The organism is Streptomyces africanus (assembly GCF_002150735.1).
Taxonomy (GTDB): domain Bacteria; phylum Actinomycetota; class Actinomycetes; order Streptomycetales; family Streptomycetaceae; genus Streptomyces; species Streptomyces africanus.
Genome location: NZ_MUKA01000073.1, coordinates 22338 through 46073, shown reverse-complemented (window position 1 = coordinate 46073; position 23736 = coordinate 22338). Strand labels below are relative to the sequence as shown.

The following is a 23736-nucleotide window of genomic DNA, read 5'->3' as shown; positions in this document are numbered from 1 at the left end:
GATGAACCCCGGCCCCGCCCCCCGCCGCAGGAAGACCCGCGCCCTGCTCGCCGCCGTGGCCGTCACCGTCGCCCTCGCAGCGGCCGGCACCACGGTCGCCCTGCTCAGAGACTCGGACGGCACGGACCCGGGTGACCGGACCGACGCTGCCCGAGTGGATGCCGCGGACTCCGCGTCCGAGTCCGGACGTACCGACGACGGCTCGAACGCTCCCAGGCCCGAAGGCAAGGGCGACGAGAAAGGCAAGGCCCCGTCGAAGAAGCCCCGGGACAAGGAGCCGGAGCCCACCGGCCGGGCGACCACCCCCGCCCCCGCCAAGTCCGCCGGCGGCACCACCGGCGACACGAGCGGTGGACGCGGCGCCACCACCGGCGGCGCCACCAGTGGCGGTTCCGGCGACGGCGGCACGGCAGGCGGCGGAACCACCACGCCCGCACCGGTCTGCCACGCCATCGGCGGCGGCAAGTACAACTGCCAGGTCTGGAAGACTGCCGCGTCGTACACCGCCTCCGGCGCCGAGGCCGGCGTCCTCAAGGCCGGCACCAACTACTTCTACTGCCAGCAGAACCTCGGCCGGCGAGAGACCGACGGCCGGTGGACCAACGTCTGGTGGGCCAGGACCGACGACGACAGCGGCAACACGGACGTCTGGGTCAGCGACGTCTACATCAAGGGCGGCGACAACGACGCGCCCGTCCCCGGGCTCCCGGTCTGCTGAGCGCGCAGCGACACCGCCGCGTACCGCTCCAGCCCGGACGCCGTCACCAGCTTCTCCTCGACGAACAGCCGCGTGCCCCGCTCGCACAGCCGCCGGTCGGAGCGGGCCCGTACGCAGAACTCCTCGGGCACCACACCGAACAGCTCCCGGAAGCGCGGCAGGCCGACGAGCAGCTCGGTGAGCAGCACCCGCTGGCCCGGGTGGGTGCGCGGCACGCCGGTGCCGTCGTGCAGGACGCCGTGCCGGTTGACGTACGCGTAGGCGCCGGGCAGGCGGGTGCCGTCCGCGAGGTCGATGCGCACGTCGGGCGAGGGAAGCCAGGCGCGGTCGTAGTTGCCGGCCGGCAGCGGCACGCCCTCGCTCGCGTCGATCACGGCGAGCTGCTCGGCGTCGAGCCAGATGACGAACAACTCCCGCACGGTGTCCGGGGCGCTGACCGGCGAGGCCGACACATACCCCATGCGGCTCACATGCGCCGACACACCGGCGTCGACACCCGTCACCCGGGCCTTCACCATCGGGATCGGCGACATGATCCCGAACTCCACCATCTTGTGCCGCAGTTGCCCGGGGCAGGCGTTGGAGCCGATGGCGAGAACCGGGGCGCGGTCCTCGAACACGAGCCGGTCCAGCGGCAGGAAGCGGTCCCCGTCGAGGAGCCCGGAATCGGCGGGCCACGCGCCCGGGTAAAGCAGGGGATGCTCGCGCGGGGCCTCGGCCAGGCCGAGTGCTCGCAGCGTGCGATCGGCCAGGTGCTCCATAGGCTCCGTATGTTCCGTGTGGTCTGTATGTTCAGTATGTTCCGTGGGATGGTCCATGGGCCGCTCAGTCCGCCGGGGGCAGCTCGCCCGAGCCGCGGGTGATCAGCCGGGTCGGCAGCTCGATGCGTTCGGGGGCGACGAGAGTGCCGTCCAGCTGCCGGAAGAGGCGTTCCGCGGCGGTCCGGCCGATGGCCGCCGCGTCCTGGGCGACGACGGTGACACCCGGCTGGAGCAGGTCGGCCAGCTCGATGTCGTCGAAGCCGACCAGGGCGACCCGGCGGGCCTGCTCGGCGAGCACGCGGATCACGGTGACGGTCACCCGGTTGTTGGCGGCGAAGATCGCGGTGACGGGGTCCCGGCCGGTCAGCATCTCCTCGGCCGCCCCGCGCACCCGCTCGGGGTCGGTGACACCGAGGGACATCCAGGAGTCCGCCACCGGTATGCCGGCGTCCTCCATCGCGGCCCGGTAGCCGCGCAGCCGCTCGGCGGCGGTGTGGATACGGGGCATGTCGCCGATGAAGCCGATCCGGCGGTGCCCGTGGGCGATGAGGTGGGCGACGCCGTCCCGGGCGCCGCCGAAGTTGTCCGACAGCACCACGTCGGCGTCGATGTGCCCGGCCGGCCGGTCCACGAACACCGTGGCGACACCCGCCTTGAGCTCCGGCTCCAGATACCGGTGGTCGTCACCGGCCGGGATCACCACCAGCCCGTCCACCCGCCGCGCGCACAGGGCCAGCACCAGCTCCTGCTCGCGGTCCGGGTCCTCCGCGCTGGAGCCGTTGATCAGCAGGGCGCCGTGCGCGCGGGCCACCTCCTCGACCGACCGGCTCAGCGGCCCGTAGAACGGGTCCGCGAGGTCCTCCAGGACCAGGCCGATGCTCGCCGTCCGGCCCTTGCGCAGCACCCGCGCGCTGTCGTTGCGGCGAAAACCGAGTGCCTCGATCGACTCCTGGACACGCCGCTCCGTCTCCGGGGTCACGCCCGGCTCCCCGTTCACGACGCGGGAGACCGTCTTCAGCCCGACCCCGGCACGGGCCGCGACGTCCTTCATGGTCGGCCGGGTGCCGTAGCGCGCTGCGGAGCGGAGGTTGGTCTGGGGCACGGTGCGGTGTCCTGTCCTGTCGTCCACGGGGGTGCGTCGGTCCTGGGTTTGTATGAGGATGTGGCGTCGAGCATAGAGCCTGGACAACGTTGTCAGGCTCGGGGGAGACTGTCCACCGCAATCTCCGGACCGTGCTCCGCCGCTGGCCGGCCAGTCCTTTCACCGTAGACGGGGAGTCCCGACACTCATGCACACCGACCTCGTGGCCGCGCTCGACATCGGCGGCACCAAGATCGCCGGCGCTCTGGTGGACGGCCAGGGACGGATCCTCGTCCGCGCCCAGCGGCCGACGCCCGCCCGGGAGGACGGTGACACCGTGATGCGGGCCGTGGAGCAGGTGCTCGGTGAACTCACCGGGGCGCCGCTCTGGGCGCGCGTCACGGCCGTGGGGATCGGCAGCGCCGGCCCTGTCGATCGGTCGGCGGGCACGGTGAGCCCGGTGAACGTGCCCGGCTGGCGCGACTACCCGCTCGTCGGGCGCGTGCGGGCCGCGGCCGGGGACCTGCCCGTCGAGCTGATCGGCGACGGTGTGGCGATCACGGCGGCCGAACACTGGCAGGGTGCCGCCCGTGGCCATGACAACGCGCTGTGCATGGTCGTCTCCACGGGCGTCGGCGGCGGCCTGGTGCTCGGCGGCCGGCTGCACGCCGGGCCCACCGGGAACGCCGGCCACATCGGCCACATCAGCGTGGACCTCGACGGCGATCTGTGCCCGTGCGGCTCGCGCGGCTGCGTGGAGCGCATCGCGAGCGGCCCGAACATCGCCCGGCGCGCCCTGGAGAATGGCTGGCGGCCCGGTCCCGACGGCGACCCGTCCGCCGCCGCGGTGGCCGCCGCGGCCCGGGCCGGCGACCCGGTCGCCGTCGCCTCCTTCGAGCGTGCCGCCCAGGCTCTGGCCGCCGGGATCGCCGCGACCGCGACCCTCGTGGAGATCGACATCGCCGTGATCGGCGGGGGAGTGGGCAAGGCGGGCGACGTCCTGTTCGCCCCCCTGCGCAAGGCCCTGAGCACCTACGCGACGCTGTCCTTCGTCCGGCACCTGACCGTGGCTCCGGCCCAGATGGGCACCGACGCCGGTCTGGTGGGCGCGGCGGCGGCAGCGTTGGCCAGGCGGACGGACGCGGCCGCGGCGGGGGTGTGAGAGGTAGGAACGTCGAGGCGGGGCAGGTCCTCGACATGTACCGCACCTGACGCGCTGCACCGGGGGCGCCGGTCCGGGATACCGGGTTTTCCCCCGGAAAGCGACCGAATGTCAGTGCGATGTGGCACGATCGCGCATGTGAGCAGCAGACCCGCCCCCGCGCAGCGCCTGCGCGATCTCGCCCTCCTGCGCCAGGTCAAGGACCGGATCGACCGGGAGTACGCACGGCCGCTGGACGTCGAGGCGCTGGCCCGGGGTGTGCACATGTCGGCCGGGCATCTCAGCCGCGCGTTCAAGTCGGCGTACGGCGAGTCGCCGTACAGCTATCTCATGACGCGCCGCATCGAGCGCGCCATGGCGCTGCTGCGCCGTGGGGACCTCAGCGTGACCGACGTGTGTTTCGAAGTCGGGTGCTCGTCGCTGGGCACGTTCAGCACCCGCTTCACCGAACTGGTCGGCATGCCGCCCAGCGCCTACCGGCGCCAGGCGGTCCTCGCCACCGCGGGCATTCCGTCGTGCGTGGCGAAACAGGTGACCAGACCGATCAGGAATCGAGAAGCGCCCACCCCGGACCGAAACTAGCGTGAAGGCCATGGACCTCACCATTCACGCCAGCTTCCTTCCGCACGACGACCCGGACGCCGCCCTGGCGTTCTACCGCGACACCCTCGGTTTCGAAGTCCGCAACGACGTCGGATACCAGGGCATGCGCTGGATCACGGTCGGCCCCGTCGGCCAGCCCGGCACGAACATCGTGCTGCATCCGCCGGCCGCCGACCCCGGCATCACCGAGGACGAGCGCAAGACCATCGCCGAGATGATGGCCAAGGGCACGTACGGCAGCATCCTGCTGGCCACCCGCGATGTCGACGCCGTATTCGAACAGGTGCAGGCGGGCGACGCCGAGGTGGTCCAGGAGCCCGTGGACCAGCCGTACGGCGTTCGCGACTGTGCCTTCCGCGACCCCGCGGGCAACATGGTCCGCATCCAGCAGCTCAAGCCGTGACGGCCCGGTAGCAGCCGGCCCACCGATCCGCACTCCACACGCAACACCCCCGTGCCGCGCCTCAGGGCCGGCGCGGGGACCCAGATCGTCCGACCGCGGCAGCCCCGCCCGACAGATGGAGACCGATGAGCATGGCCACGAGGACGGACAGACAGTCGTCCGGACCGCACGTCGCCGACAGCCACGATGTGATCCGTGTGCACGGCGCGCGCGAGAACAACCTCAAGGACGTCAGCATCGAGATCCCCAAGCGCCGGCTGACGGTGTTCACCGGCGTCTCCGGCTCGGGCAAGAGCTCGCTCGTGTTCGACACGATCGCCGCGGAGTCGCAGCGGCTGATCAACGAGACCTACAGCGCCTTCCTCCAGGGCTTCATGTCCAACCGGGCCCGGCCCGAGGTCGACGTGCTCGACGGGCTGACGACCGCGATCGCCGTGGACCAGCAGCGGATGGGCGGCGACCCCCGCTCCACGGTCGGTACCGCCACCGACGCCAACGCGATGCTGCGCATCCTCTTCAGCCGGCTCGGCAAGCCGCACATCGGCCCGCCCAGCGCGTACTCCTTCAACACCGCCTCGGTCCGGGCGAGCGGCGCGATCACCGTCGAGCGCGGCGCCAAGACCAAGGCGCAGAAGGCGACCTACGAGCGCACCGGCGGCATGTGCAACCGCTGCGAGGGCCGCGGCAAGGTCTCCGACATCGACCTCACCCAGCTCTACGACGACTCCAAGTCGCTGTCCGAGGGCGCGTTCACCATCCCCGGCTGGAAGTCGGACAGCCAGTGGACCGTGCAGGTCTACGCCCAGTCGGGCTTCGTCGACCCGGACAAGCCGATCCGTGAGTACACCAAGAGGGAGCTGCACGCCTTCCTCTACGGGGAACCGGTCAAGGTCAAGGTCAACGGCGTCAACCTCACCTACGAGGGACTGATCCCCAAGATCCAGAAGTCGTTCCTGTCCAAGGACAAGGAGGCGATGCAGCCGCACATCCGGGCGTTCGTGGAGCGGGCGGTCACCTTCACCGTCTGTCCCGAGTGCGACGGCACCCGGCTGAGCGAGGGCGCCAGATCCTCGAAGATCGACGACATCAGCATCGCCGACGCCTGCGCGATGGAGATCAGGGACCTGGCCGAGTGGGTCCGGGGGCTCTCGGAGCCGTCCGTGGCGCCGCTGCTCACCGCGTTGCAGGGGACGCTCGACTCCTTCGTGGAGATCGGCCTGGGGTATCTCTCGCTCGACCGGCCGGCGGGCACGCTGTCGGGCGGCGAGGCGCAGCGCGTGAAGATGATCCGCCACCTGGGCTCCTCGCTCACGGACGTCACCTACGTCTTCGACGAGCCGACCATCGGCCTGCACCCGCATGACATCCAGCGGATGAACGGCCTGCTGCTGCGGCTGCGGGACAAGGGCAACACGGTGCTCGTCGTGGAGCACAAGCCGGAGGCGATCGCGATCGCCGACCACGTCGTCGACCTGGGCCCCGGCGCCGGCACGGCGGGCGGCACCGTCTGCTTCGAGGGCACGGTCGAGGGGCTGCGGGCCGCGGACACCGTCACCGGCCGGCACCTCGACGACCGGGCCACCCTCAAGGAGACGGTCCGCAAGGCCACCGGCGCGCTGGAGATCCGGGGCGCGACGGCGAACAACCTCCGGGACGTCGACGTCGACATCCCGCTCGGAGTGCTCACCGTCGTCACCGGTGTCGCCGGCTCCGGCAAGAGCTCCCTGCTGCACGGGTCGGTCCCCGCCGACGCGGGCGTCGTCTCGGTGGACCAGAGCCCGATCAAGGGCTCGCGGCGCAGCAACCCCGCGACCTACACCGGGCTGCTCGACCCCATCCGCAAGGCGTTCGCCAAGGTCAACGAGGTGAAGCCGGCCCTGTTCAGCGCCAACTCCGAGGGCGCCTGCCCCACCTGCAACGGCGCGGGCGTCATCTACCTCGACCTCGGCATGATGGCCGGCGTCGACACCCCCTGCGAGGACTGCGAGGGCAAGCGGTTCCAGGCCTCGGTGCTGGAGTACCACCTCGGCGGCCGGGACATCAGCGAGGTCCTCGCGATGTCGGTGGCCGAGGCCGAGGAGTTCTTCGGCGCCGGCGAGGCACGCACCCCGGCCGCGCACAGGATCCTGGAGCGGCTCGCCGACGTCGGCCTCGGCTACCTCACCCTCGGCCAGCCGCTCACCACGCTCTCCGGCGGCGAGCGGCAGCGCCTCAAGCTGGCCACGCACATGGCGGACAAGGGCGGCGTCTACGTCCTCGACGAGCCGACGACCGGCCTCCACCTCGCGGACGTGGAGCAGCTCCTGGGCCTGCTCGACCGGCTCGTCGACTCCGGCAAGTCGGTCGTCGTCATCGAGCACCACCAGGCGGTCATGGCGCACGCCGACTGGATCATCGACCTCGGTCCCGGCGCCGGCCACGACGGCGGCCGGATCGTCTTCGAGGGCACGCCGGCCGACCTCGTCGCGGCCCGCTCCACCCTGACCGGGGAGCACCTGGCGGCGTACGTGGGCGCCTGACGGCGTTCGCGGGGGTGGTGAGACGGGCACGCCGAAGGCTCGTCTCACCACCCACGATTTTGGACATAAGGCGCAAAAGTGTGAATATCGCCCGCCTTCGAGGGCACTCCGTTCCCTGACCTCCCACAGAACGGAGCCGCTGATGATCATCAAGAAGATGCACGAAATGGGCGTCCGCAGCGAGCACGCCTACATGGCCGCCATGGCATCCATCGGCCTCAGTGTGGCCGCCTGGGTGGGCTCCCTGAAGATCGAACCCGGCACCAACGTCGCCCGTGCCGACCGCTGGGGCATCTTCGTCGGCGAGTGGGCGCCCACGTTCTTCGGTCTCGGACTCGCCCTGTCCCACTACGAACAGCAGGACGGCACGCTCACCGCCGACGTCCACGAGTTCCGCCAGACGCAGAAGGCCGGCTGAACGGCCCGCTCCGGCGAGCGCCCGGCGCCGTTCCCGCGCACCCTGGTGCCATGGCGTCCGTGAAACCCGTCGTGGTCTACCCGCCCGCCACGGACGGTGGCCGGCGGGTACGCGTGGACGACCAGTTCCTGGGGATCGCGTACGGGCTGCTGGACGTCGCCGAGTTCCTGCGGCGGGCGGGCATCGAGGACGCGGACCAGGCGTACGTGGCGGCGTCGGGCCTGATCGAGTGGCGCGGCGGCGGGCCGGGCACGTGGGGTACGGGGCCCGGGTGAAGCCGGCGCTTCCCCCGAACGGCCCAGCAGCGTGACCCCGGAGCGGGTCCGGCAGTTGAGTCGGGCATGAAGAAGCGCAGCATGCTCGCCATCGCCTCCCTGGCCACCGGCTTCGTCGTCGCCGCGGTCACTCCGTCGCACGCCATCGGGGAGCAGCTCCCCTCCATCAACGTGGACGAGACCCTCAAGACGCTCGACCAGGCCGTCGGCAAGGACGGCCTCTCCGTGGCCGGTAAGGATGGCGTCCAGAAGAAGAAGGGCGTCCAGAAGAAGGGCACCCCGAAGAAGAAGGGCTGACGAGCCGCTCCGGCCCCCGGCCCAGGCGCCGGCGCTCCCCGACCGAGGGGGGCGTCGGCGCCGTCGTCATGCGCCCTCAACTGCGGCTGGTTTCCGTGGCAGGGTGGAGCGGGCAAGCCTCAGGGGGCCAACAGAAGAGGGGGACCTGTGACCGTCGTCTGGATCAACGGCGCGTTCGGTGCGGGGAAGACCACCACCGCACAGGAACTGATCGAACTGATCCCGAACAGCGCGCTCTTCGACCCCGAGGTCATCGGCGGAGCGCTCCGGTATCTGCTACCGCCCAAACGCCTCGCCGAGGTCGGCGACTTCCAGGACCTGCCGATGTGGCGACGGCTCGTGATCGACACGGCGGCCGCGATGCTCGCCGAGCTCGGCGGGACCCTGGTCGTTCCCATGACCCTGCTGCGCCAGGAGTACCGCGACGAGATCTTCGGGGGCCTGGCCGCCCGCAGGATTCCGGTCAGGCACATCCTGCTCGCTCCGGCCGAAACGATACTGCGGGAGCGGATAGCGGGCCGCGAGGTTCCGCCGGACCTGACCGACGGCGAGATGCGAATACGCCAGTGGTCCTTCGACCACATCGAGCCGTACCGCGCCGCCCTCGCCTCCTGGCTCACCACCGACGCCCACCCGGTCGACACCAGCGACCTCACGCCCCACGAGACCGCCGCCCGGATCGCCGAGGCGGTCAACAGCGGCTCCGTGCCGGTCTGCGACATCGTGCAGACGCCCGAGCCCACCGCCGAGACACTCGCCGCCGGGGTGCTCCTCTTCGACGAACAGGACCGGGTGCTGCTCGTCGACCCCACCTACAAGGCCGGCTGGGAGTTCCCCGGCGGGGTCGTCGAACCCGGCGAGGCGCCCGCGCGCGCCGGTGTCCGGGAGGTCGCCGAGGAGACCGGCATCCACCTCGACGAGGTACCGAGCCTCCTCGTCGTCGACTGGGAACGCCCCTCGCCCCCCGGGTTCGGCGGACTGCGGCTCCTCTTCGACGGCGGCCTCCTCGACTCGGCGGAGGCCGGACGGCTGCTGCTGCCCGGGCCGGAGCTGCGCGACTGCCGCTTCGTCACCGAGGAGGAGGCCGCCGACCTCCTGCCACCGGTGCGCTACGAGCGGCTGCGCTGGGCCCTGCGGGCCCGGGAACGCGGAGCGGCGTTCTATCTGGAGGCCGGGGTGCCGGTCGGCTGACGCCGAGTTCTCCGTCCGTGCCCTTTACCCGGCGCGGGGGATTCCGAGGGAAAAGCAAAAGGAAACGTCCAGGCAGCCACTGCCAATCGCTGCCCAAGGAATCTCCCGCACTCCCTCACGCGGCGGGTAATCAAATTCCCCGCGCTCGTCAACACTTTTCCATGAGCGCAAACAATCCCTTTTCCGGCCCCTGCTCGGCTTGACCGGACTCGCACGTCATTGCGAAAGTCCGCAGAGTCTCACGGCGGCACTTCCGACCGCCACTCAATTTCCTTGCCTCAGGGGCAGATCCGGGATGTCCGTACGATGACCACGCAACACCAGTCGGCCGACGCCGGCGGCGCCACCGCGCTGCTGACCGAGCCGTCGACGCAGGACCCCCGCCCCGCCGACACGGTCGTCGCCGGCCGCTCACCGGCCCGCATGGCCTGGAAGCGGATCAGGCGGGACAAGGTCACCCTGGCCGCCCTGGCGGCCACCCTCCTGTTCATCGCGATCGCCCTGCTCGCGCCGGTCCTCACCGCCCTGACCAGCTGGGGACCGATCACTCCCGACAACAGGGCGATCAACCCCGACACGGGCAACTTCCCCTACGGATCGCTGGGCGGCATCAGCGCCCAGCACCTCCTCGGTGTCGAACCGGGCACCGGCTACGACCTGTTCGCCCGCATCGTCTACGGCCTGCGCACCTCCCTCTACGTGGGGTTCGCCTCGGCCGTGCTGTCCACCGCGGTCGGTGTCGTGGCGGGGCTCGCGGCCGGCTACTTCGGCGGCTGGGTCGACTCCCTGCTGTCCCGGGTCATGGACGTCATGCTGGCCTTCCCGCAGCTGCTGTTCATCATCGCGCTCACCCCGGTGATCCAGAACGCCCTGCAGACCAACACCCACGGCGGCACCGACGAGAACCTCCGCCTCCTCGTCCTGGTCCTCAACATCGCCGTCTTCGCCTGGGCGTACACCGCCCGTCTGGTGCGCGGACAGGTACTGTCCCTGCGCGAGCGGGAGTTCGTCGACGCCGCGCGGCTGATGAGCGCCGGGCGGCGGCACATCCTCTTCCGGCAGCTGCTGCCCAACCTGTGGGCGCCGATCCTGATCTCCTTCGCCCTCGCCGTCCCGCAGAACATCACCACCGAGGCGGCCCTGTCGTACCTGGGCGTCGGCGTCATCCCGCCCAACCCCGACTGGGGAGCGCTGCTGTCGGACGCCTCCCAGTTCTTCCTCCAGGACCCGATGTACCTCTTCGTACCCGGTGTCCTGCTCCTCCTGCTGGTCCTGGCGCTCAATCTCCTCGGGGACGGCGTCCGGGACGCCCTGGACCCCCGCGCCCGGCGCGGCTGACAAGCCACCACCCCCCGAGTGTCGGCCCGGCGGCCCCACGAACGGCCGCCGAGCCCGTAGCAAGAACGGAGTTTCCTCAATGACGCGCAGCACGCGCAGATCGCGCACGGTCGCTCTCACGGCCTCCGCCGTGATGATCGCCCTGGGGGCCACCGCATGCGGAGGTTCCTCCGGCAACAGCGCCGGCGGCGCTCCCGGAAAGGGCGGCACCCTCACCGTCCTGAACAAGGCGGACTTCGACCACCTCGACCCCCAGCGCGTCTACACGACCGAGGGTTCGAGCATGGACCAGGAGATCGTCCGGGACCTGACGGGCTGGGACGAGACGGGCTCCAAGCCGAAGCTCGTCGGCGACCTGGCCACCGACACCGGGACACCGTCCAAGGGCGCCACGGTCTGGACCTTCCACCTGCGGCACGGCATCAAATACCAGGACGGCACCGAGGTCACCGCACCCGACGTCAAGTACGGCGTCGAGCGGTTCTTCTCCTCCGACATCAACGGCGGCCCGCCCTACGCAGCCCAGTGGCTCGTCGGCGGCGCCGACTACAAGGGCCCGTACCAGGGCAAGCAGCTCGACTCCATCCAGACGCCGGACAAGTACACGATCGTCTTCCATCTGAACCAGCCGGTGGCCGACTTCAACGAGACCACCACGATGACCGGCTGGGCGGCCGTGCCCAAGGCCCACGACACCGGCTCGACCTACGACACCAAGGTCTGGTCCGACGGTCCGTACATGATCAAGTCCTACACCAAGAACAAGGAACTCGTCCTCACCAGGAACACGCACTGGTCCCAGGCGACCGACCCGATCCGGCAGCAGAACGTCGACGAGATGGACGTCAGGTTCGGCCAGGACGAGTCGGCCATCGACCAGCAGATCAAGTCCGACGCCGGAACCGCCCAGACCTCGATCCAGCAGTGGCCCATCGCAGGATCCGACCTGGCCCAGCTCGCCGGCGACCCGTCCCTGAAGAGCCGTTACTACAAGATCGCCGCGCCCGGCATCAACTACCTGGCCATCAACACCACCCGCGTCAAGGACCCCAAGGTCCGCCAGGCGATCGAGTACGCCGTCGACAAGACGACGGTCCGCGGCGCCTTCGGCGGCTCCGCCTACGGCGACTACGCCACCACCATGCTGAGCCCCGGCATCGGCGGCTACAAGAAGTTCAACCTGTACAGCGCCAACCCGGCGGGCAACCTCACCAAGGCCAAGGCCCTGATGAAGCAGGCGGGCGACCCGAAGCCCACCATGTCGATCGCCGTGGAGAACACGCCCACCCAGGAGCACTTCGCCGACGCGGTGAAGACCGCGCTGGAGCACATCGGCATCCACGTCAACATCTCCCCGATCGACGCGGCGAACTACTTCAGCACCGTCAACAACACGAAGAACCAGTACGACCTGACCTGGGGCGACTGGATCGCCGACTGGCCGAACGCCTCCACGGTGCTGCCGACCCTCTTCGACGGCCGGCTGATCAAGAAGAACCCGCAGGCCAACCAGGACCTGTCGTACCTGAACGACCCCAAGGTCAACGCGCTGATCGACAAGGCCGCCAAGATGACCGACGTCCAGCAGCGCAACGCCGCCTACGGACGGATGGACGAGCAGATCCTCAAGGACGCCGCCGTGGTCCCGCTGACGTACATGAACTTCAGCGACATGTCCGGCTCGAAGGTCGGCGGTGTCATCCCCGACACGATCCTGGCCGAGCCGAGCCTGGTCCACGTCTACGTCAAGCACTGACGGACCCCACTCCTTCGAACCCCGCCGGCGGCCCCGGCCGCCGGCGGGCATCCCCCTCACGTCAGGTCCCGGCACCCCATGTTTCGTTACCTCATCAGACGCCTGCTGGCAGCGGCCGTGATCATGCTGGTGATCACCACGATCACCTTCTTCATCTTCTTCGCGCTGCCGTCCGACCCCGCCCTCCTGGCCTGCGGAAAGACCTGCTCCCCCTCCCGGCTCGCGGAGATCAAGCACTCGCTGGGCCTGGACCGGAGCTACCTGACGCAGTACTGGGAGTTCTTCAAGGGCCTGTTCATCGGCCGCGACTTCGGCGACCAGAGCGTCCGCATCCACTGCGGAGCGCCCTGCCTCGGCGTCTCCTTCCAGACCGACACCCCCGTACTCACCACGCTCCTGCAGGACTTCCCGGCGGACCTCTCCCTCGGCGTCGGCGCCGCGGTGGCGTTCCTGGTCCTGGGCGTCGGCCTCGGTACGGTGGCCGCGGTCCGCAGGGGCAGGGCCGCCGACAAGGCGGCGGTCGGACTGGCCCTGTTCGGCGTCTCGGTGCAGATCTACTTCATCGGCCTGCTCCTGCTGTACCTCTTCGTCGACAAGTTCCAGATCCTGCCGGCCTCCGGCTACACGCCGATCACCGAGGACCCGGCCGGCTGGTTCAAGGGGCTGGTCCTGCCGTGGATCACCCTGGTCATCGTCTACCTCGCGATGTACACCCGGCTCACCCGCTCCTCCATGCTGGAGGTCTTCGCCGAGGACTACATGCGCACCGCCCGCGCCAAGGGCCTGCCGGCCGCCACCGTCGTCCTCAAGCACGGGCTGCGGGCCGCCATCACCCCGATCATCACCATCTTCGGCATGGACCTCGGCTCCCTGATCGGCGGCTCCGCGGTCATCACCGAGTCCGTGTTCGGCATCAACGGCATCGGCAAGCTCGCGGTCGACTCCGTCCAGAACTCCGACCTGCCGGTCATCCTCGGCACCACGCTCTTCGCCGCGACATTCGTCGTCCTCGCCAACGTGGTCGTCGACCTGGTGTACGGCCTCGTCGACCCCCGCGTGCGCCTCGCCTGAGCCCCTCTTTTCGTCCTTAGGAACACCCGTGTCCGTTCAGACCTCACCGCAGCCCGCAGACGTCACGCCCGCACCCGCGCCCTTCCTCGACGTACGCGACCTGAGGGTGCACTTCCCGACCGAGGACGGCCTCGTCAAGTCCGTCGACGGCGTCTCCTTCACCCTGGAGAAGGGGAGCACCCTCGGTATCGTCGGCGAGTCCGGCTCCGGCAAGTCGGTGACCTCACTGGCCCTGCTCGGACTGCACAAGGGCACCCGCGCCCAGGTCAGCGGCGAGATCCGGCTGGAGGGCAGGGAACTCGTCGCCCTGCCCGAGGCCGAGATGCGCGCACTGCGCGGCCGCACGGTCTCCATGATCTTCCAGGACCCGCTCTCCGCGCTGCACCCCTTCTTCACCGTCGGCTCCCAGATCGCCGAGGCCTACCGCGTCCACCACAAGGTCACCAGGAAGGAGGCCAGGGACCGCGCGGTGGAGATGCTGAAGCGGGTCGGCATCCCGCAGCCCGAACGCCGGGTCAGGGACTACCCGCACCAGTTCTCCGGCGGCATGCGCCAGCGCGCCATGATCGCCATGTCCCTGGTCTGCGACCCCGCTCTCCTCATCGCCGACGAGCCCACCACCGCCCTGGACGTCACCGTCCAGGCACAGATCCTGGACCTGATCCGCGACCTCCAGGAGGAGTTCGGCTCCGCCGTCGTCATCATCACGCACGACCTCGGGGTGGTCTCCGACATCGCCGACGACATCCTCGTGATGTACGGCGGCCGCCGGATCGAGTACGGCACCACCCGCGAGGTCCTCAAGCAGCCTCAGCACCCCTACACCTGGGGCCTGTTGCAGTCGATGCCGCACCTCACCGGCGACGTCGGCGCACGGCTGAACCCGATCCCCGGCACCCCGCCGAGCCTGATCAACCTGCCGGACGGCTGCTCCTTCCACCCGCGCTGCGCCTACAAGGGCTGGGCCCCCGAGGGCCGTTGCACCGTGGAACGACCCGAATTGCGCCTCGTCCCCGGCACCGCAGGGCACCTCGCGGCGTGCCATCTCAGCGATGAGGCCAAGCACGAGATCCGTGACGGCGTACGAAAGGGAGCATGACGTGAGCACCCCCCAGTCCCTCGCCGGGCCGACCACCGACCGTCCCACCGGCGAGAACCTCCTCGAAGTACGCGGTCTCCAGAAGCACTTCCCCCTCCGGCAGGGCATCATCTTCCAGCGGCAGATCGGAGCCGTACGAGCCGTCGACGGCATCGACTTCTCCGTCGGGCCGGCCGAGTCGCTGGGCCTGGTCGGCGAGTCCGGCTGCGGCAAGTCCACCACCGGCCGCCTGATCACCCGGCTGCTCGAACCCACCGGCGGCTCCGTCGTGTTCGACGGCGAGGACATCACCCACCGGCCTCCCGGACGGATGCTCCAGGCCCGCCGCAACCTCCAGATGATCTTCCAGGACCCGTACTCCTCGCTGAACCCCCGGCACACCGTCGGCACCATCATCGAGACGCCGATGCGGCTCAACGGCATCAACCCGCCCCAGGGCCACAAGCGGCGAGCCCAGGAACTCCTGGAGACGGTCGGGCTCAACCCCGAGCACTACAACCGCTACCCCAACGAGTTCTCCGGGGGCCAGCGCCAGCGCATCGGCATCGCCCGCGCCCTCGCCCTGCGGCCCAAGCTGATCGTGGCCGACGAACCCGTCTCCGCGCTGGACGTCTCCATCCAGGCGCAGGTCGTCAACCTGCTCCAGGACCTCCAGCGGGAGTTCGGCATCGCCTTCGTCTTCATCGCCCACGACCTCGCCGTCGTACGGCACTTCTCCGAACGCGTCGCCGTGATGTACCTCGGCAAGATCGTCGAGGTGGCCGACCGGGAGTCCCTCTACACCGAGCCACGGCACCCCTACACGCACGCGCTGCTGTCCGCCGTGCCCGAGGCCGACCCGGACGCCACCGAGCGGCGCGAGCGCATCCGGCTGGCCGGCGACGTGCCCTCACCGATCGACCCGCCCTCCGGCTGCCGCTTCCGCACCCGCTGCTGGAAGGCCCAGGACAAGTGCGCCACCGAGGAACCGCGACTGGTCAGCGTCGAGGGCAGCCCCGCGGGCCATCTGACCGCCTGCCACTTTCCCGAGGAGCCGACGGTCGCGGCGCGCGAGGAGGACATCGTCCTCGATCCGGCGCTCAGCTAGGGCCGGTCGTGTGGATCACGCCGCAGACGGCGCGGCTACCCCCGCGCCGCGTTCCTCAGCGCCCGGGACGCCTGCCTCAGGGCCGGATCCCCGTGACCGAAGCAGGCCACGTCCGCGTCGAGTTCCGCCAGTCGCCCGCAGGCGGCGAGGACCTGGCCGCGATCGAGGTTGAGCACACCGGGGATCACCGAGCCGTCCACGGGTGACGCCGCGACCGTGTCGCCCGCGAACAGCACGCCGTGCTCCGGGAGATGGAGCGCGATGCTGCCGTACGTGTGCCCCGGCACGTGGACGACGTGCGCCCCGCCGCCCCAGTCCAGGACCTCGCCCCCGGCCAGTTCCAGGACCTGCGCCGGCCGCACGAGGTCACCCTCGGGCCGGAGCTTCGCAGCCTGCTCGTACAGCGGCCGCTCCCCGTCCTCGAACACCGGCTCCGGGCCCGGTGCTTCACCCCGTACGACGGGCGCGTCCAGCCGGTGCGCCAGCACCTCGGCACCGCTGAGCGCGGCGAACTCGGCCGCCCCGCCCGCGTGGTCCCAGTGGAAGTGGGTGAGCACGATCCGCCGTACGTCCCGCGGATCCCGGCCGAGCGCGGTCACCGCCTCGGCGATCGGGGCACCGGAGCCGGGCGGACCGGCGTCGATCAGCGTCAGCTCGGCGTGGTCGTCGCCGTCGCGCCAGAGGTAGGCCTGGCCGACCGGGAAGCGCAGTAAGTGGAGGCGGGGGAGGAGCTCGATGACGTCCATGGGACGACCGTAGGCAGGGCCCCCGTCCGCAGACGAGGGCCTTTGCCGAGGGCAGAGCCGTCAGCTCGCCGCGTAGTTGCGCAGGAACAGCGCCTCCGCCACCGACAGCCGCTCCAGCTCCTCGGGGGACACGCTCTCGTTCACCGCGTGGATCTGGGCCTCCGGCTCGCTCAGCCCGATGAGCAGGATCTCCGCCTGCGGATAGAGCGCGGCGAGCGTGTTGCACAGCGGGATGGAGCCGCCCTGGCCCGCGTACTGCATCTCCTGCCCGGGGTACGCCACCGCCATCGCGTCCGCCATGGCCTGGTACGCCGGGCTGGTGGTGTCGGCGCGGAAGGCCTGGCCCTGGCCGATCTGCTCGGTGCTCACCCGCGCACCCCACGGCGTGTGCGCCTCCAGGTGCGCCTGGAGCAGCTTGGTCGCCTCGGCCGCGTCCACGCCCGGCGGCACCCGCAGGCTGATCAGCGCCCGGGCGCTCGCCTGCACGGACGGCGTGGCGCCGACGACGGGCGGGCAGTCGATGCCGAGGACCGTCACGGCCGGGCGCGCCCAGATGCGGTCGGCGACCGTCCCGGAGCCGATCAGCCCGACGCCGTCCAGCACCTTGGCGTCCTGCCGGAACCGCTCCTCGTCGTACTGGAGCCCCTCCCAGGCCGAGTCCCCGGCGAGTCCGTCGACGGTCGTCGAACCGTCCTCGGCGCGCAGCGAGTCCAGGACCCGGATCAGCGCGGCCAGCGCGTCGGGCGCGGCACCGCCGAACTGGCCCGAGTGCAGGTTTCCGGCGAGCGTGTCGATCCGCACGCGGACGAGCGTCATACCGCGCAGGGTGGACGTGACGGTCGGCAGCCCGACCCGGAAGTTGCCCGCGTCGCCGATGACGATCGTGTCGGCCTCCAGCAGGTCCTGGTGCGCCTCCGCGTACCGCTCCAGGCCGCCCGTGCCCTGCTCCTCCGAGCCCTCGGCGATCACCTTCACGTGGACCGGCACGCCGCCGTTCGTCTTCAGCGCGCGCAGCGCCAGCAGGTGCATGACGACACCGCCCTTGCAGTCGGCGGCCCCGCGCCCGTACCAGCGCCCGTCCCGCTCGGTCAGTTCGAACGGCGGGGTCGTCCAGCCGGCCTCGTCCAGCGGCGGCTGCACGTCGTAGTGGGCGTACAGCAGGACGGTCTTCGCGCCCTCGGGGCCGGGCAGGCAGCCGTAGACCGACTGCGTGCCGTCGGGGGTGTCGAGCAGGGCCACGTCCTGGAAACCCTCGGCGGCGAGCGCGTCCGCGACCCAGCGGGCGGCGCCCTCGCTCTCGCTCCTCGGGAACTGGTCGAAGTCCGCCACCGACCGGAAGGCCACCAGTTCGGTGAGCTCTTCCTTCGCCCTGGGCATCAGCGAGGCGACGGTCTCGGCGACCGGATTCGACGACATGGGCACGCTCCTTGTGGGTGCGACGTTGTACCAGTGAGTGCCGTAGATCCTCCCACAGCGGCTTGCGGCCGGGTCCGCCGTAGGATGCGGGAGACAGCAGGGGCAGGCGGCTTGATCGGGAGCAGTAGACCATCGTGAGCAGCGAGAACTCTTCGGCGGACGACGTGCGACAGGTGTGGGACGTCGTCGTGGTGGGCGCGGGACCCGCGGGCGCTTCGGCCGCGTACGCGGCGGCGGTCGCCGGCAGACGCGTGCTGTTGCTGGAGAAGGCGGAGCTGCCGCGGTACAAGACGTGCGGCGGCGGCATCATCGGGCCCTCGCGCGACGCCCTCCCGCCCGGCTTCGAGCTGCCGCTCAGGGACCGGGTGCACGCGGTGACGTTCTCGAACAACGGCCGCTTCACGCGCACCCGCCGGTCCAAGCAGATGCTGTTCGGGCTGATCAACCGGCCCGAGTTCGACCAGCAGCTCGTCGAGCACGCGCAGAAGGCGGGCGCCGAGCTGCGTACGGGTGTCACGGTCCAGCGGGTCGAGCAGCACGGCTCGGCGGTGCCCGACCGGCGCACGGTCGCCGTGCTCCTCCAGGGCGGCGAGGTCCTGCTCGCGCGGGCCGTGGTCGGCGCGGACGGCAGCGCCAGCCGCATAGGGGCGCATGTCGGGGTCAAGGTCGACCAGGTGGACCTCGGCCTGGAGGTGGAGATCCCGGTGCCGGAGACCGTCGCCGAGGACTGGAAGGGGCGGGTGCTCCTCGACTGGGGCCCCATGCCCGGCAGTTACGGCTGGGTCTTCCCCAAGGGCGACACCCTGACGGTCGGGGTGATCTCGGCGCGGGGCGAAGGCGCGGCGACGAAGCGGTACTTGGAGGAGTTCGTCGGGCGGCTCGGCCTCGCCGGCTTCGAACCGAGCATCTCCTCCGGGCACCTGACCCGCTGCCGGGCCGACGACTCGCCGCTCTCACGCGGGCGGGTGCTGGTGTGCGGCGACGCGGCGGGGCTGCTGGAGCCGTGGACCCGCGAGGGCATCTCCTTCGCGCTGCGGTCCGGGCGGCTCGCGGGGGAGTGGGCGGTGCGGATCGTCGAGGCGCACGACGCCGTGGACACGCGCCGGCAGGCCCTCAACTACGCGTTCGCCGTCAAGTCCGGGCTCGGCGTGGAGATGAGCGTCGGCAAGCGGCTGCTGACCGTGTTCGAGCGCCGCCCCGGGCTGTTCCACGCGGCGCTGACGAGCTTCCGCCCGGCCTGGAGGGCGTTCAAGGAGATCACGCAGGGCGCGACGTCGCTGGGCGAGATCGTCCGCACGTATCCGGTGGCCCAGCGGGCCCTGGCCGCACTGGACCGCCGCCCCGCCGTGACGGGCGACGAGGTCAGCCCGTCACAGTGATCTCGAAGACCGGGTGGTCGGGGGCGATGCGGCGCAGTTGGTCATCCGGGGAGTCGGGGCCGACACCGTTGAAGAAGACCCCGACCTCCGCCTTCCAGCGCTTGAGGTAGGCGCGCAGGATCGGGGTCTTGTCGTCGTCGGCCACCTCGGTCGCGGTGAAGGTGTCCACGCGCTTGCCGAGGTGCAGTTCGCCGCCGCCCGCCGCGCGCATGTTGTGCGTCCACTGGACGTGGCCGCGGGGTGCGACCAGGTACTGGCGGCCTTCCAGGGTCAGTACGTTGACCGGGGTGGTGCGCCACTGGCCGCTCTTGCGGCCGCGGACGGCGAGGACACGGGAGCCCCAGACGCTGATGCCGCGGCGCGTCAGCCAGGCGACGAGCCGGTTGAAGACGTTGATCGTGAACCAGCCGGGCTTGCGGACGTGCGTGGACATGGGTCCCCCTGGTGGGTGTGTGAGCGATGCTCTTATTTGTGAGCACCGCTCTCGCTCTGTGGTCTCAGTCTGCATGGGTCGGCGCTCTCAAGCAAGAGCAGTGCTCTCGTTTGTGTGCACTGCTCTGCTTTCATGGCACACTTCCCGCATGAGCACCGCACACGGCGCCCGTGCCCGGGCCAGGATCGAAGTCACCGCGGCCATCAAGGACGAGGCCCGCAGACAGCTCGCGGCCGACGGCGCCGCCCGGCTCTCGCTGCGGGCCGTCGCCCGCGAGCTCGGCATGGTCTCCTCCGCGCTCTACCGCTACTTCCCCAGCCGTGACGACCTGCTGACCGCCCTCATCATCGACGCCTACGACTCCCTCGGCGAAACCGCCGAGGCCGCCCACGAGGCGGCCGCCGGCTCCGGTCCCCTGCACCGCTGGATCGCGGTGTGCGAGGCGGTGCGGCGCTGGGCGCTCGGCCATCCGCACGAGTACGCCCTCATCTACGGATCGCCCGTCCCGGGCTACACCGCCCCCGACACCACCGTCCCGGCCGCCGCCCGCGTCGGTCTCCTGCTCATCGGCATCGTCCGCGACGCCTACCGCGGCCTCGGCCTGGCCCGGCCCCCGCTCCCGGCGGACCTGCGCCCGGAGGCCGAACGGATGGCCGCCGACCTCGCGCCGGACCTGCCGCCGGAGACGGTGACGGTGCTCATCGCGGCCTGGGCCCAGCTGTACGGGCTGGTCGGCTTCGAGCTGTTCGGGCAGTTCAACCGGGTGGTGGAGGACCGGGAGGCGTTCTTCCGGCACGCGGTGGGGCAACTCGCCCACGGGGTCGGGCTGGTGTATCCCCAGAAGGGCTGACCAGGACGCTCAGGCCACCGGAACCGGCGGCCCGGGCAGCAGTGCCGGATCCTGGCGCAGGACCCGGGCGTGCAGGGCCCGCAGGCCGGGCCCCGGGTCCGCCCCCATCGCGTGGGCGAGCCGCCGCCGGGCCTCCTCGTACACCGTGAGCGCGTCCGCCGGCCGGCCGGTCCGGCACAGGGCGAGCATCAGCAGTTCGGCGAGGCGTTCGCGCAGCGGGTGGGCCGCGACGAGCCGGACGAGTTCATGGACGTACTCGAAGGAACGGCCCAGTTCGATCTCGCCCTCCAGCCGCGCTTCGAGGACCGTGAGCCGCTTCTCCGTCCAGCGCAGCCGTTCCGCGGCGAGGTACGGCGCCCGCAGGCCCTCGGCGAAGTCGCCGCGCCACAGTTCCTCGGCGTGGTGGGCCAGTTCGACCGCACGCCGCACCTCGCCGGCCTGCCGTGCCGCGAGCGCCTCGTCCACCAGCAGCCGGCGCTCCGCCAGATCGTCGACGCGGACGCCGGTCAGCCGGTAACCGGAGCCGGTCCAGGACAGCTCAGGTCCCTCCCCGAGCGCGCGGCGCAGCCCGGAGACGTACTTCTGCACGAGATTGCGCACATGCACCGGCGGCGCGCCGCCCCACACCGCCTCGACGAGACCGTCGTACGACAGGGGGCGCCCCTCCTGGAGCAGCAGGACGGCGAACACCGCCCGCTGCTTGGGCGGGCCGAGCGGGATCTCCGCGCCGTCGCGCAACGCGCGCAGCGGGCCGAGCAGTTCGATGCGCACGGCGTGCGAGGTCCCGGATGTCTGCTCGGCCATGCGTCGAGCGTATCCCGAGCCCCGCGTTCCAGTGGATCTTCCAGCGGGCCTTCCAGCGGCCGGGCCGACGCTGTTCGCACCCGCCGAAGTCATCGCGACTTCCTTCGGACTCGCTGCGAAAGGCCACCTCATGCTGACCCGGCTCGGCCGTCGGTCCGCGCGGCACAGCCGTGCCGTGCTGCTCGGCTTCCTCCTGCTCTTCCTCGGGCTCGCCGGCTACGGCGCCGGCGCCCAGGACGCCCTCGACCTGTCCCGCTGGAGCTCCCCCGGCACGGAGTCGGTGCGTGCCGCCGACGCCCTGCGCGACGGCTTCCGCACCGGCAACCCCAACCTCGCCCTCCTGGTCACGGCGCGCGACGGCGACGTGGACAGCCCGCGCACAGAGCGGGCGGCGAGGCAACTCACCGACGAGATCGAGCGGTTGCCCCTCGTCACGGACGTCACCGCCTACTGGAACGCCGACAGCCCCGCCCTGCGCGGCAAGGACGGCCGCCGGGCCCTGATCCTCGTCCGCCTGGAGGGCACGGCCACCGACACCCGCGAGGAACTCGCCTCCCTGTCACCCCTGTTGACCCGCACCACCGCCGACATCGAGGTCCGCGTGGGTGGCCAGGAGGAGATCTCCCGGCAGGTCGGCGAGCAGGCCCGCGCCGACTTCCTGCGCGCGGAGGCGTTCGCGCTCCCCGTCGTCCTGCTCCTGCTGATCCTCGTCTACCGGCGCACCGTCGCCGCCCTGCTGACCCTGGCGGTCGGGCTGTTCTCCGTCGTCGGCACGCTCGCCGGGCTGCGGGTGATCGCGCAGTTCACCCAGGTGTCGACGTTCGCCGCCAACCTCGCGCTGGTCCTCGGACTGGGACTGGGCGTCGACTACAGCCTTTTCGTGATCAACCGGTACCGCGAGGAGCGGGCCGCCGGACACGACCAGCGGGCCGCCGTGCCCCGCGCCACCGCCGCGGCGGGACGCACGGTCCTCTTCAGCGGCGTCACCGTCGCGGTGTCGCTGTGCGCGCTGCTGGTGTTCCCGTTCTTCTTCCTCAGTTCGTTCGCCTACGCGGGCGTGCTCGTGGTGGTGACGGCGGTCGCCGGCGCGGTGCTGTTCCTGCCCGCCGCCCTCGCCCGCTGGGGGCACCGGGTGGAGCGTGCCGCCGTGCCCGCCTCCGGTTTCTGGCACCGGTCCGCGCTCATCGCCATGCGCCGCCCGTTCCTGGCCGGCGCCGGGGTGCTGACCGTCCTCCTCGTCGCCGCCTCGCCCCTGCTCGGACTGCGCTTCGGCCTGCCCGACGAACGCACGCTGCCCGAGGGCACCTCCTCGCGCACCACCGCGGAGATCGTGCACCGGGAGTTCGCCGCCGAACCCACGGACACCGTCCAGGCCGTCCTCACCGCACCCCCTGCCCAACCGGCCGGCACGCGCGCGTACGCCGCCGAACTCTCCCGCCTGCCCGGTGTGTTCCAGGTCGACGCGCCCGAAGGGGCCTTTCAGGACGGCCGGCGTACCGGCCCGTCCGGCCAGGACCGGCTGACGGCGTCCGACGGACGGGTGCGCCTGGCCGTCGTGCCCACACAGGAGGCCTTGTCCGGCGATGTGCCGGCGTTCGTCGAACGCGTCCGGCAGGCCCCGGCCCCGGCGCCCGTCCTGGTGGGCGGCTACCCCGGCGAGACCACCGACTTCCGGTCCACGCTCCTGGACCGGCTCCCGTACGCCGTGGGGCTCGTGCTGGTGGCGACGTACGTGATCCTCTTCCTGATGACGAACAGCGTGCTGCTGCCGGCGAAGGCGACCGTGCTGAACCTGCTCAGCCTGTCGGTCATGTTCGGCTGCCTGGTGTGGGTCTTCCAGGACGGGCACCTGTCCGGAGCGCTCGGCTTCACTCCCACCGGGTCGATCGAGCCGAGCATCCCGGTCCTGATGTTCTGCGTGGCCTACGGGCTGTCGATGGACTACGAGGTGTTCCTGGTGGCCCGGATCAAGGAGGAGCACGACCGCACCGGCGACACCCGGCGCGCGGTCGGGGAGGGCATCCGGCGCAGCGCCCCGCTGATCACGGCCGCCGCCGGGATCCTGGCGCTGTCGTTCCTGTCGTACGCCACCGGAGGGGTCGTCTTCCTCAAGGAACTCGGCCTCGGCACGGCCCTGACGATCCTCGTCGACGCCACCCTGATCCGGGTCGTGCTGCTGCCGGTGACCATGCGGCTGGCCGGGCGGGCGAACTGGTGGGCGCCGCGGCGGCTGCGCCGGCTGCGGGTCAGGGAGGGTGAGGGGGTCCCGGCGGACGACGTACTTCCCCGGGAGTACGTGTGATCACCGCGTCTGGCTGACGCCCCCGCG

Annotated in this window: 22 protein-coding genes and 1 pseudogene; 17 read left to right on the top strand and 6 right to left on the bottom strand. The window is 71.2% G+C overall.

The annotated features are described in order from the left end of the window. A pseudogene (locus CCL05_RS11370) lies at positions 1-718 on the top strand (serine/threonine protein kinase); the annotation flags it as partial. Here CCL05_RS11370 and CCL05_RS11365 read toward each other — a convergent pair. Both CCL05_RS11365 and CCL05_RS11360 read right to left on the bottom strand, forming a co-directional pair. Continuing rightward, positions 664-1479, bottom strand: a complete 816-nt coding sequence (locus CCL05_RS11365) for a hypothetical protein (RefSeq protein WP_086560375.1) — start codon at positions 1477-1479, stop codon at positions 664-666. The pseudogene CCL05_RS11370 and the gene CCL05_RS11365 overlap by 55 nt on opposite strands. 64 nt (positions 1480-1543) lie before the next feature. Beyond that, positions 1544-2608, bottom strand: coding sequence for a LacI family DNA-binding transcriptional regulator (locus CCL05_RS11360; RefSeq protein WP_086560374.1), 1065 nt, complete (start codon positions 2606-2608; stop codon positions 1544-1546). A gap of 160 nt (positions 2609-2768) precedes the next feature. Here CCL05_RS11360 and CCL05_RS11355 point away from each other — a divergent pair, with 160 nt between their 5' ends. From CCL05_RS11355 to CCL05_RS11295, 13 genes are all read left to right on the top strand, one after another. Beyond that, positions 2769-3722 (top strand): ROK family protein, encoded by a 954-nt coding sequence (locus CCL05_RS11355; protein WP_086560373.1) that lies wholly within the window; start codon positions 2769-2771, stop codon positions 3720-3722. Between the two features lie 108 nt (positions 3723-3830). After that, on the top strand, positions 3831-4304 hold the full coding sequence (locus tag CCL05_RS11350; RefSeq protein WP_107400449.1) for a helix-turn-helix transcriptional regulator: 474 nt from the start codon (positions 3831-3833) through the stop codon (positions 4302-4304). Positions 4305-4314: 10 nt separating this feature from the next. After that, entirely contained in the window at positions 4315-4728 is a 414-nt protein-coding gene (locus tag CCL05_RS11345) for a VOC family protein (RefSeq protein ID WP_086560378.1), read from the top strand. 125 nt (positions 4729-4853) lie between these two features. Then, complete coding sequence (locus CCL05_RS11340; RefSeq protein ID WP_086560371.1) at positions 4854-7247, top strand: ATP-binding cassette domain-containing protein; 2394 nt, start codon at positions 4854-4856, stop codon at positions 7245-7247. A 142-nt stretch (positions 7248-7389) separates the two neighbouring features. Next, a complete protein-coding gene (locus CCL05_RS11335; RefSeq protein ID WP_086560370.1) occupies positions 7390-7665 on the top strand; it encodes a hypothetical protein in 276 nt (91 codons plus the stop codon). A gap of 50 nt (positions 7666-7715) precedes the next feature. Beyond that, positions 7716-7940, top strand: a complete 225-nt coding sequence (locus tag CCL05_RS11330) for a hypothetical protein (protein ID WP_086560369.1) — start codon at positions 7716-7718, stop codon at positions 7938-7940. 66 nt (positions 7941-8006) lie between these two features. Continuing rightward, positions 8007-8237 carry a hypothetical protein gene (locus CCL05_RS11325; protein WP_086560368.1) on the top strand — a complete coding sequence of 77 codons (231 nt, stop codon included), beginning with the start codon at positions 8007-8009 and terminating at the stop codon, positions 8235-8237. A 147-nt stretch (positions 8238-8384) separates the two neighbouring features. Further along, positions 8385-9428, top strand: coding sequence for an NUDIX hydrolase (locus CCL05_RS11320; RefSeq protein ID WP_086560367.1), 1044 nt, complete (start codon positions 8385-8387; stop codon positions 9426-9428). Between the two features lie 306 nt (positions 9429-9734). Next, positions 9735-10766 carry an ABC transporter permease gene (locus tag CCL05_RS11315; protein WP_086560366.1) on the top strand — a complete coding sequence of 344 codons (1032 nt, stop codon included), beginning with the start codon at positions 9735-9737 and terminating at the stop codon, positions 10764-10766. Positions 10767-10845: 79 nt separating this feature from the next. Continuing rightward, positions 10846-12522, top strand: a complete 1677-nt coding sequence (locus CCL05_RS11310) for an ABC transporter substrate-binding protein (RefSeq protein ID WP_086560365.1) — start codon at positions 10846-10848, stop codon at positions 12520-12522. Between the two features lie 78 nt (positions 12523-12600). Continuing rightward, a complete protein-coding gene (locus CCL05_RS11305; protein ID WP_086560364.1) occupies positions 12601-13593 on the top strand; it encodes an ABC transporter permease in 993 nt (330 codons plus the stop codon). A 28-nt stretch (positions 13594-13621) separates the two neighbouring features. Further along, complete coding sequence (locus CCL05_RS11300) at positions 13622-14692, top strand: ABC transporter ATP-binding protein (RefSeq protein ID WP_086560363.1); 1071 nt, start codon at positions 13622-13624, stop codon at positions 14690-14692. After that, positions 14646-15779, top strand: a complete 1134-nt coding sequence (locus tag CCL05_RS11295; protein WP_425275907.1) for an ABC transporter ATP-binding protein — start codon at positions 14646-14648, stop codon at positions 15777-15779. The genes CCL05_RS11300 and CCL05_RS11295 overlap by 47 nt, the downstream gene beginning before the upstream one ends. 35 nt (positions 15780-15814) lie before the next feature. Here the strand turns inward: CCL05_RS11295 and CCL05_RS11290 are convergent, their stop codons facing one another. After that, the gene (locus CCL05_RS11290; protein ID WP_086560361.1) at positions 15815-16525 is read right to left on the bottom strand and encodes an MBL fold metallo-hydrolase; all 711 of its coding nucleotides are present in this window, start codon (positions 16523-16525) and stop codon (positions 15815-15817) included. 60 nt (positions 16526-16585) lie between these two features. Further along, positions 16586-17941, bottom strand: coding sequence for a dipeptidase (locus CCL05_RS11285; RefSeq protein ID WP_086560360.1), 1356 nt, complete (start codon positions 17939-17941; stop codon positions 16586-16588). Positions 17942-18075: 134 nt separating this feature from the next. On the opposite strand from CCL05_RS11285, the gene CCL05_RS11280 reads away from it, so the two are divergent. After that, a complete protein-coding gene (locus CCL05_RS11280) occupies positions 18076-19320 on the top strand; it encodes a geranylgeranyl reductase family protein (protein ID WP_086560359.1) in 1245 nt (414 codons plus the stop codon). Here the strand turns inward: CCL05_RS11280 and CCL05_RS11275 are convergent. Then, complete coding sequence (locus CCL05_RS11275) at positions 19304-19753, bottom strand: nitroreductase family deazaflavin-dependent oxidoreductase (protein ID WP_086560358.1); 450 nt, start codon at positions 19751-19753, stop codon at positions 19304-19306. The genes CCL05_RS11280 and CCL05_RS11275 overlap by 17 nt on opposite strands. A 148-nt stretch (positions 19754-19901) precedes the next feature. Between CCL05_RS11275 and CCL05_RS11270 the strand changes: the two genes are divergently transcribed. Continuing rightward, a complete protein-coding gene (locus CCL05_RS11270) occupies positions 19902-20603 on the top strand; it encodes a TetR/AcrR family transcriptional regulator (RefSeq protein WP_086560357.1) in 702 nt (233 codons plus the stop codon). A 9-nt stretch (positions 20604-20612) separates the two neighbouring features. Here CCL05_RS11270 and CCL05_RS11265 read toward each other — a convergent pair whose 3' ends face one another. Then, the gene (locus CCL05_RS11265; RefSeq protein ID WP_158102445.1) at positions 20613-21407 is read right to left on the bottom strand and encodes an AfsR/SARP family transcriptional regulator; all 795 of its coding nucleotides are present in this window, start codon (positions 21405-21407) and stop codon (positions 20613-20615) included. A 130-nt stretch (positions 21408-21537) separates the two neighbouring features. Between CCL05_RS11265 and CCL05_RS11260 the strand changes: the two genes are divergently transcribed. After that, positions 21538-23709, top strand: coding sequence for an MMPL family transporter (locus CCL05_RS11260; protein ID WP_086560355.1), 2172 nt, complete (start codon positions 21538-21540; stop codon positions 23707-23709). Positions 23710-23736: the final 27 nt, after the last annotated feature.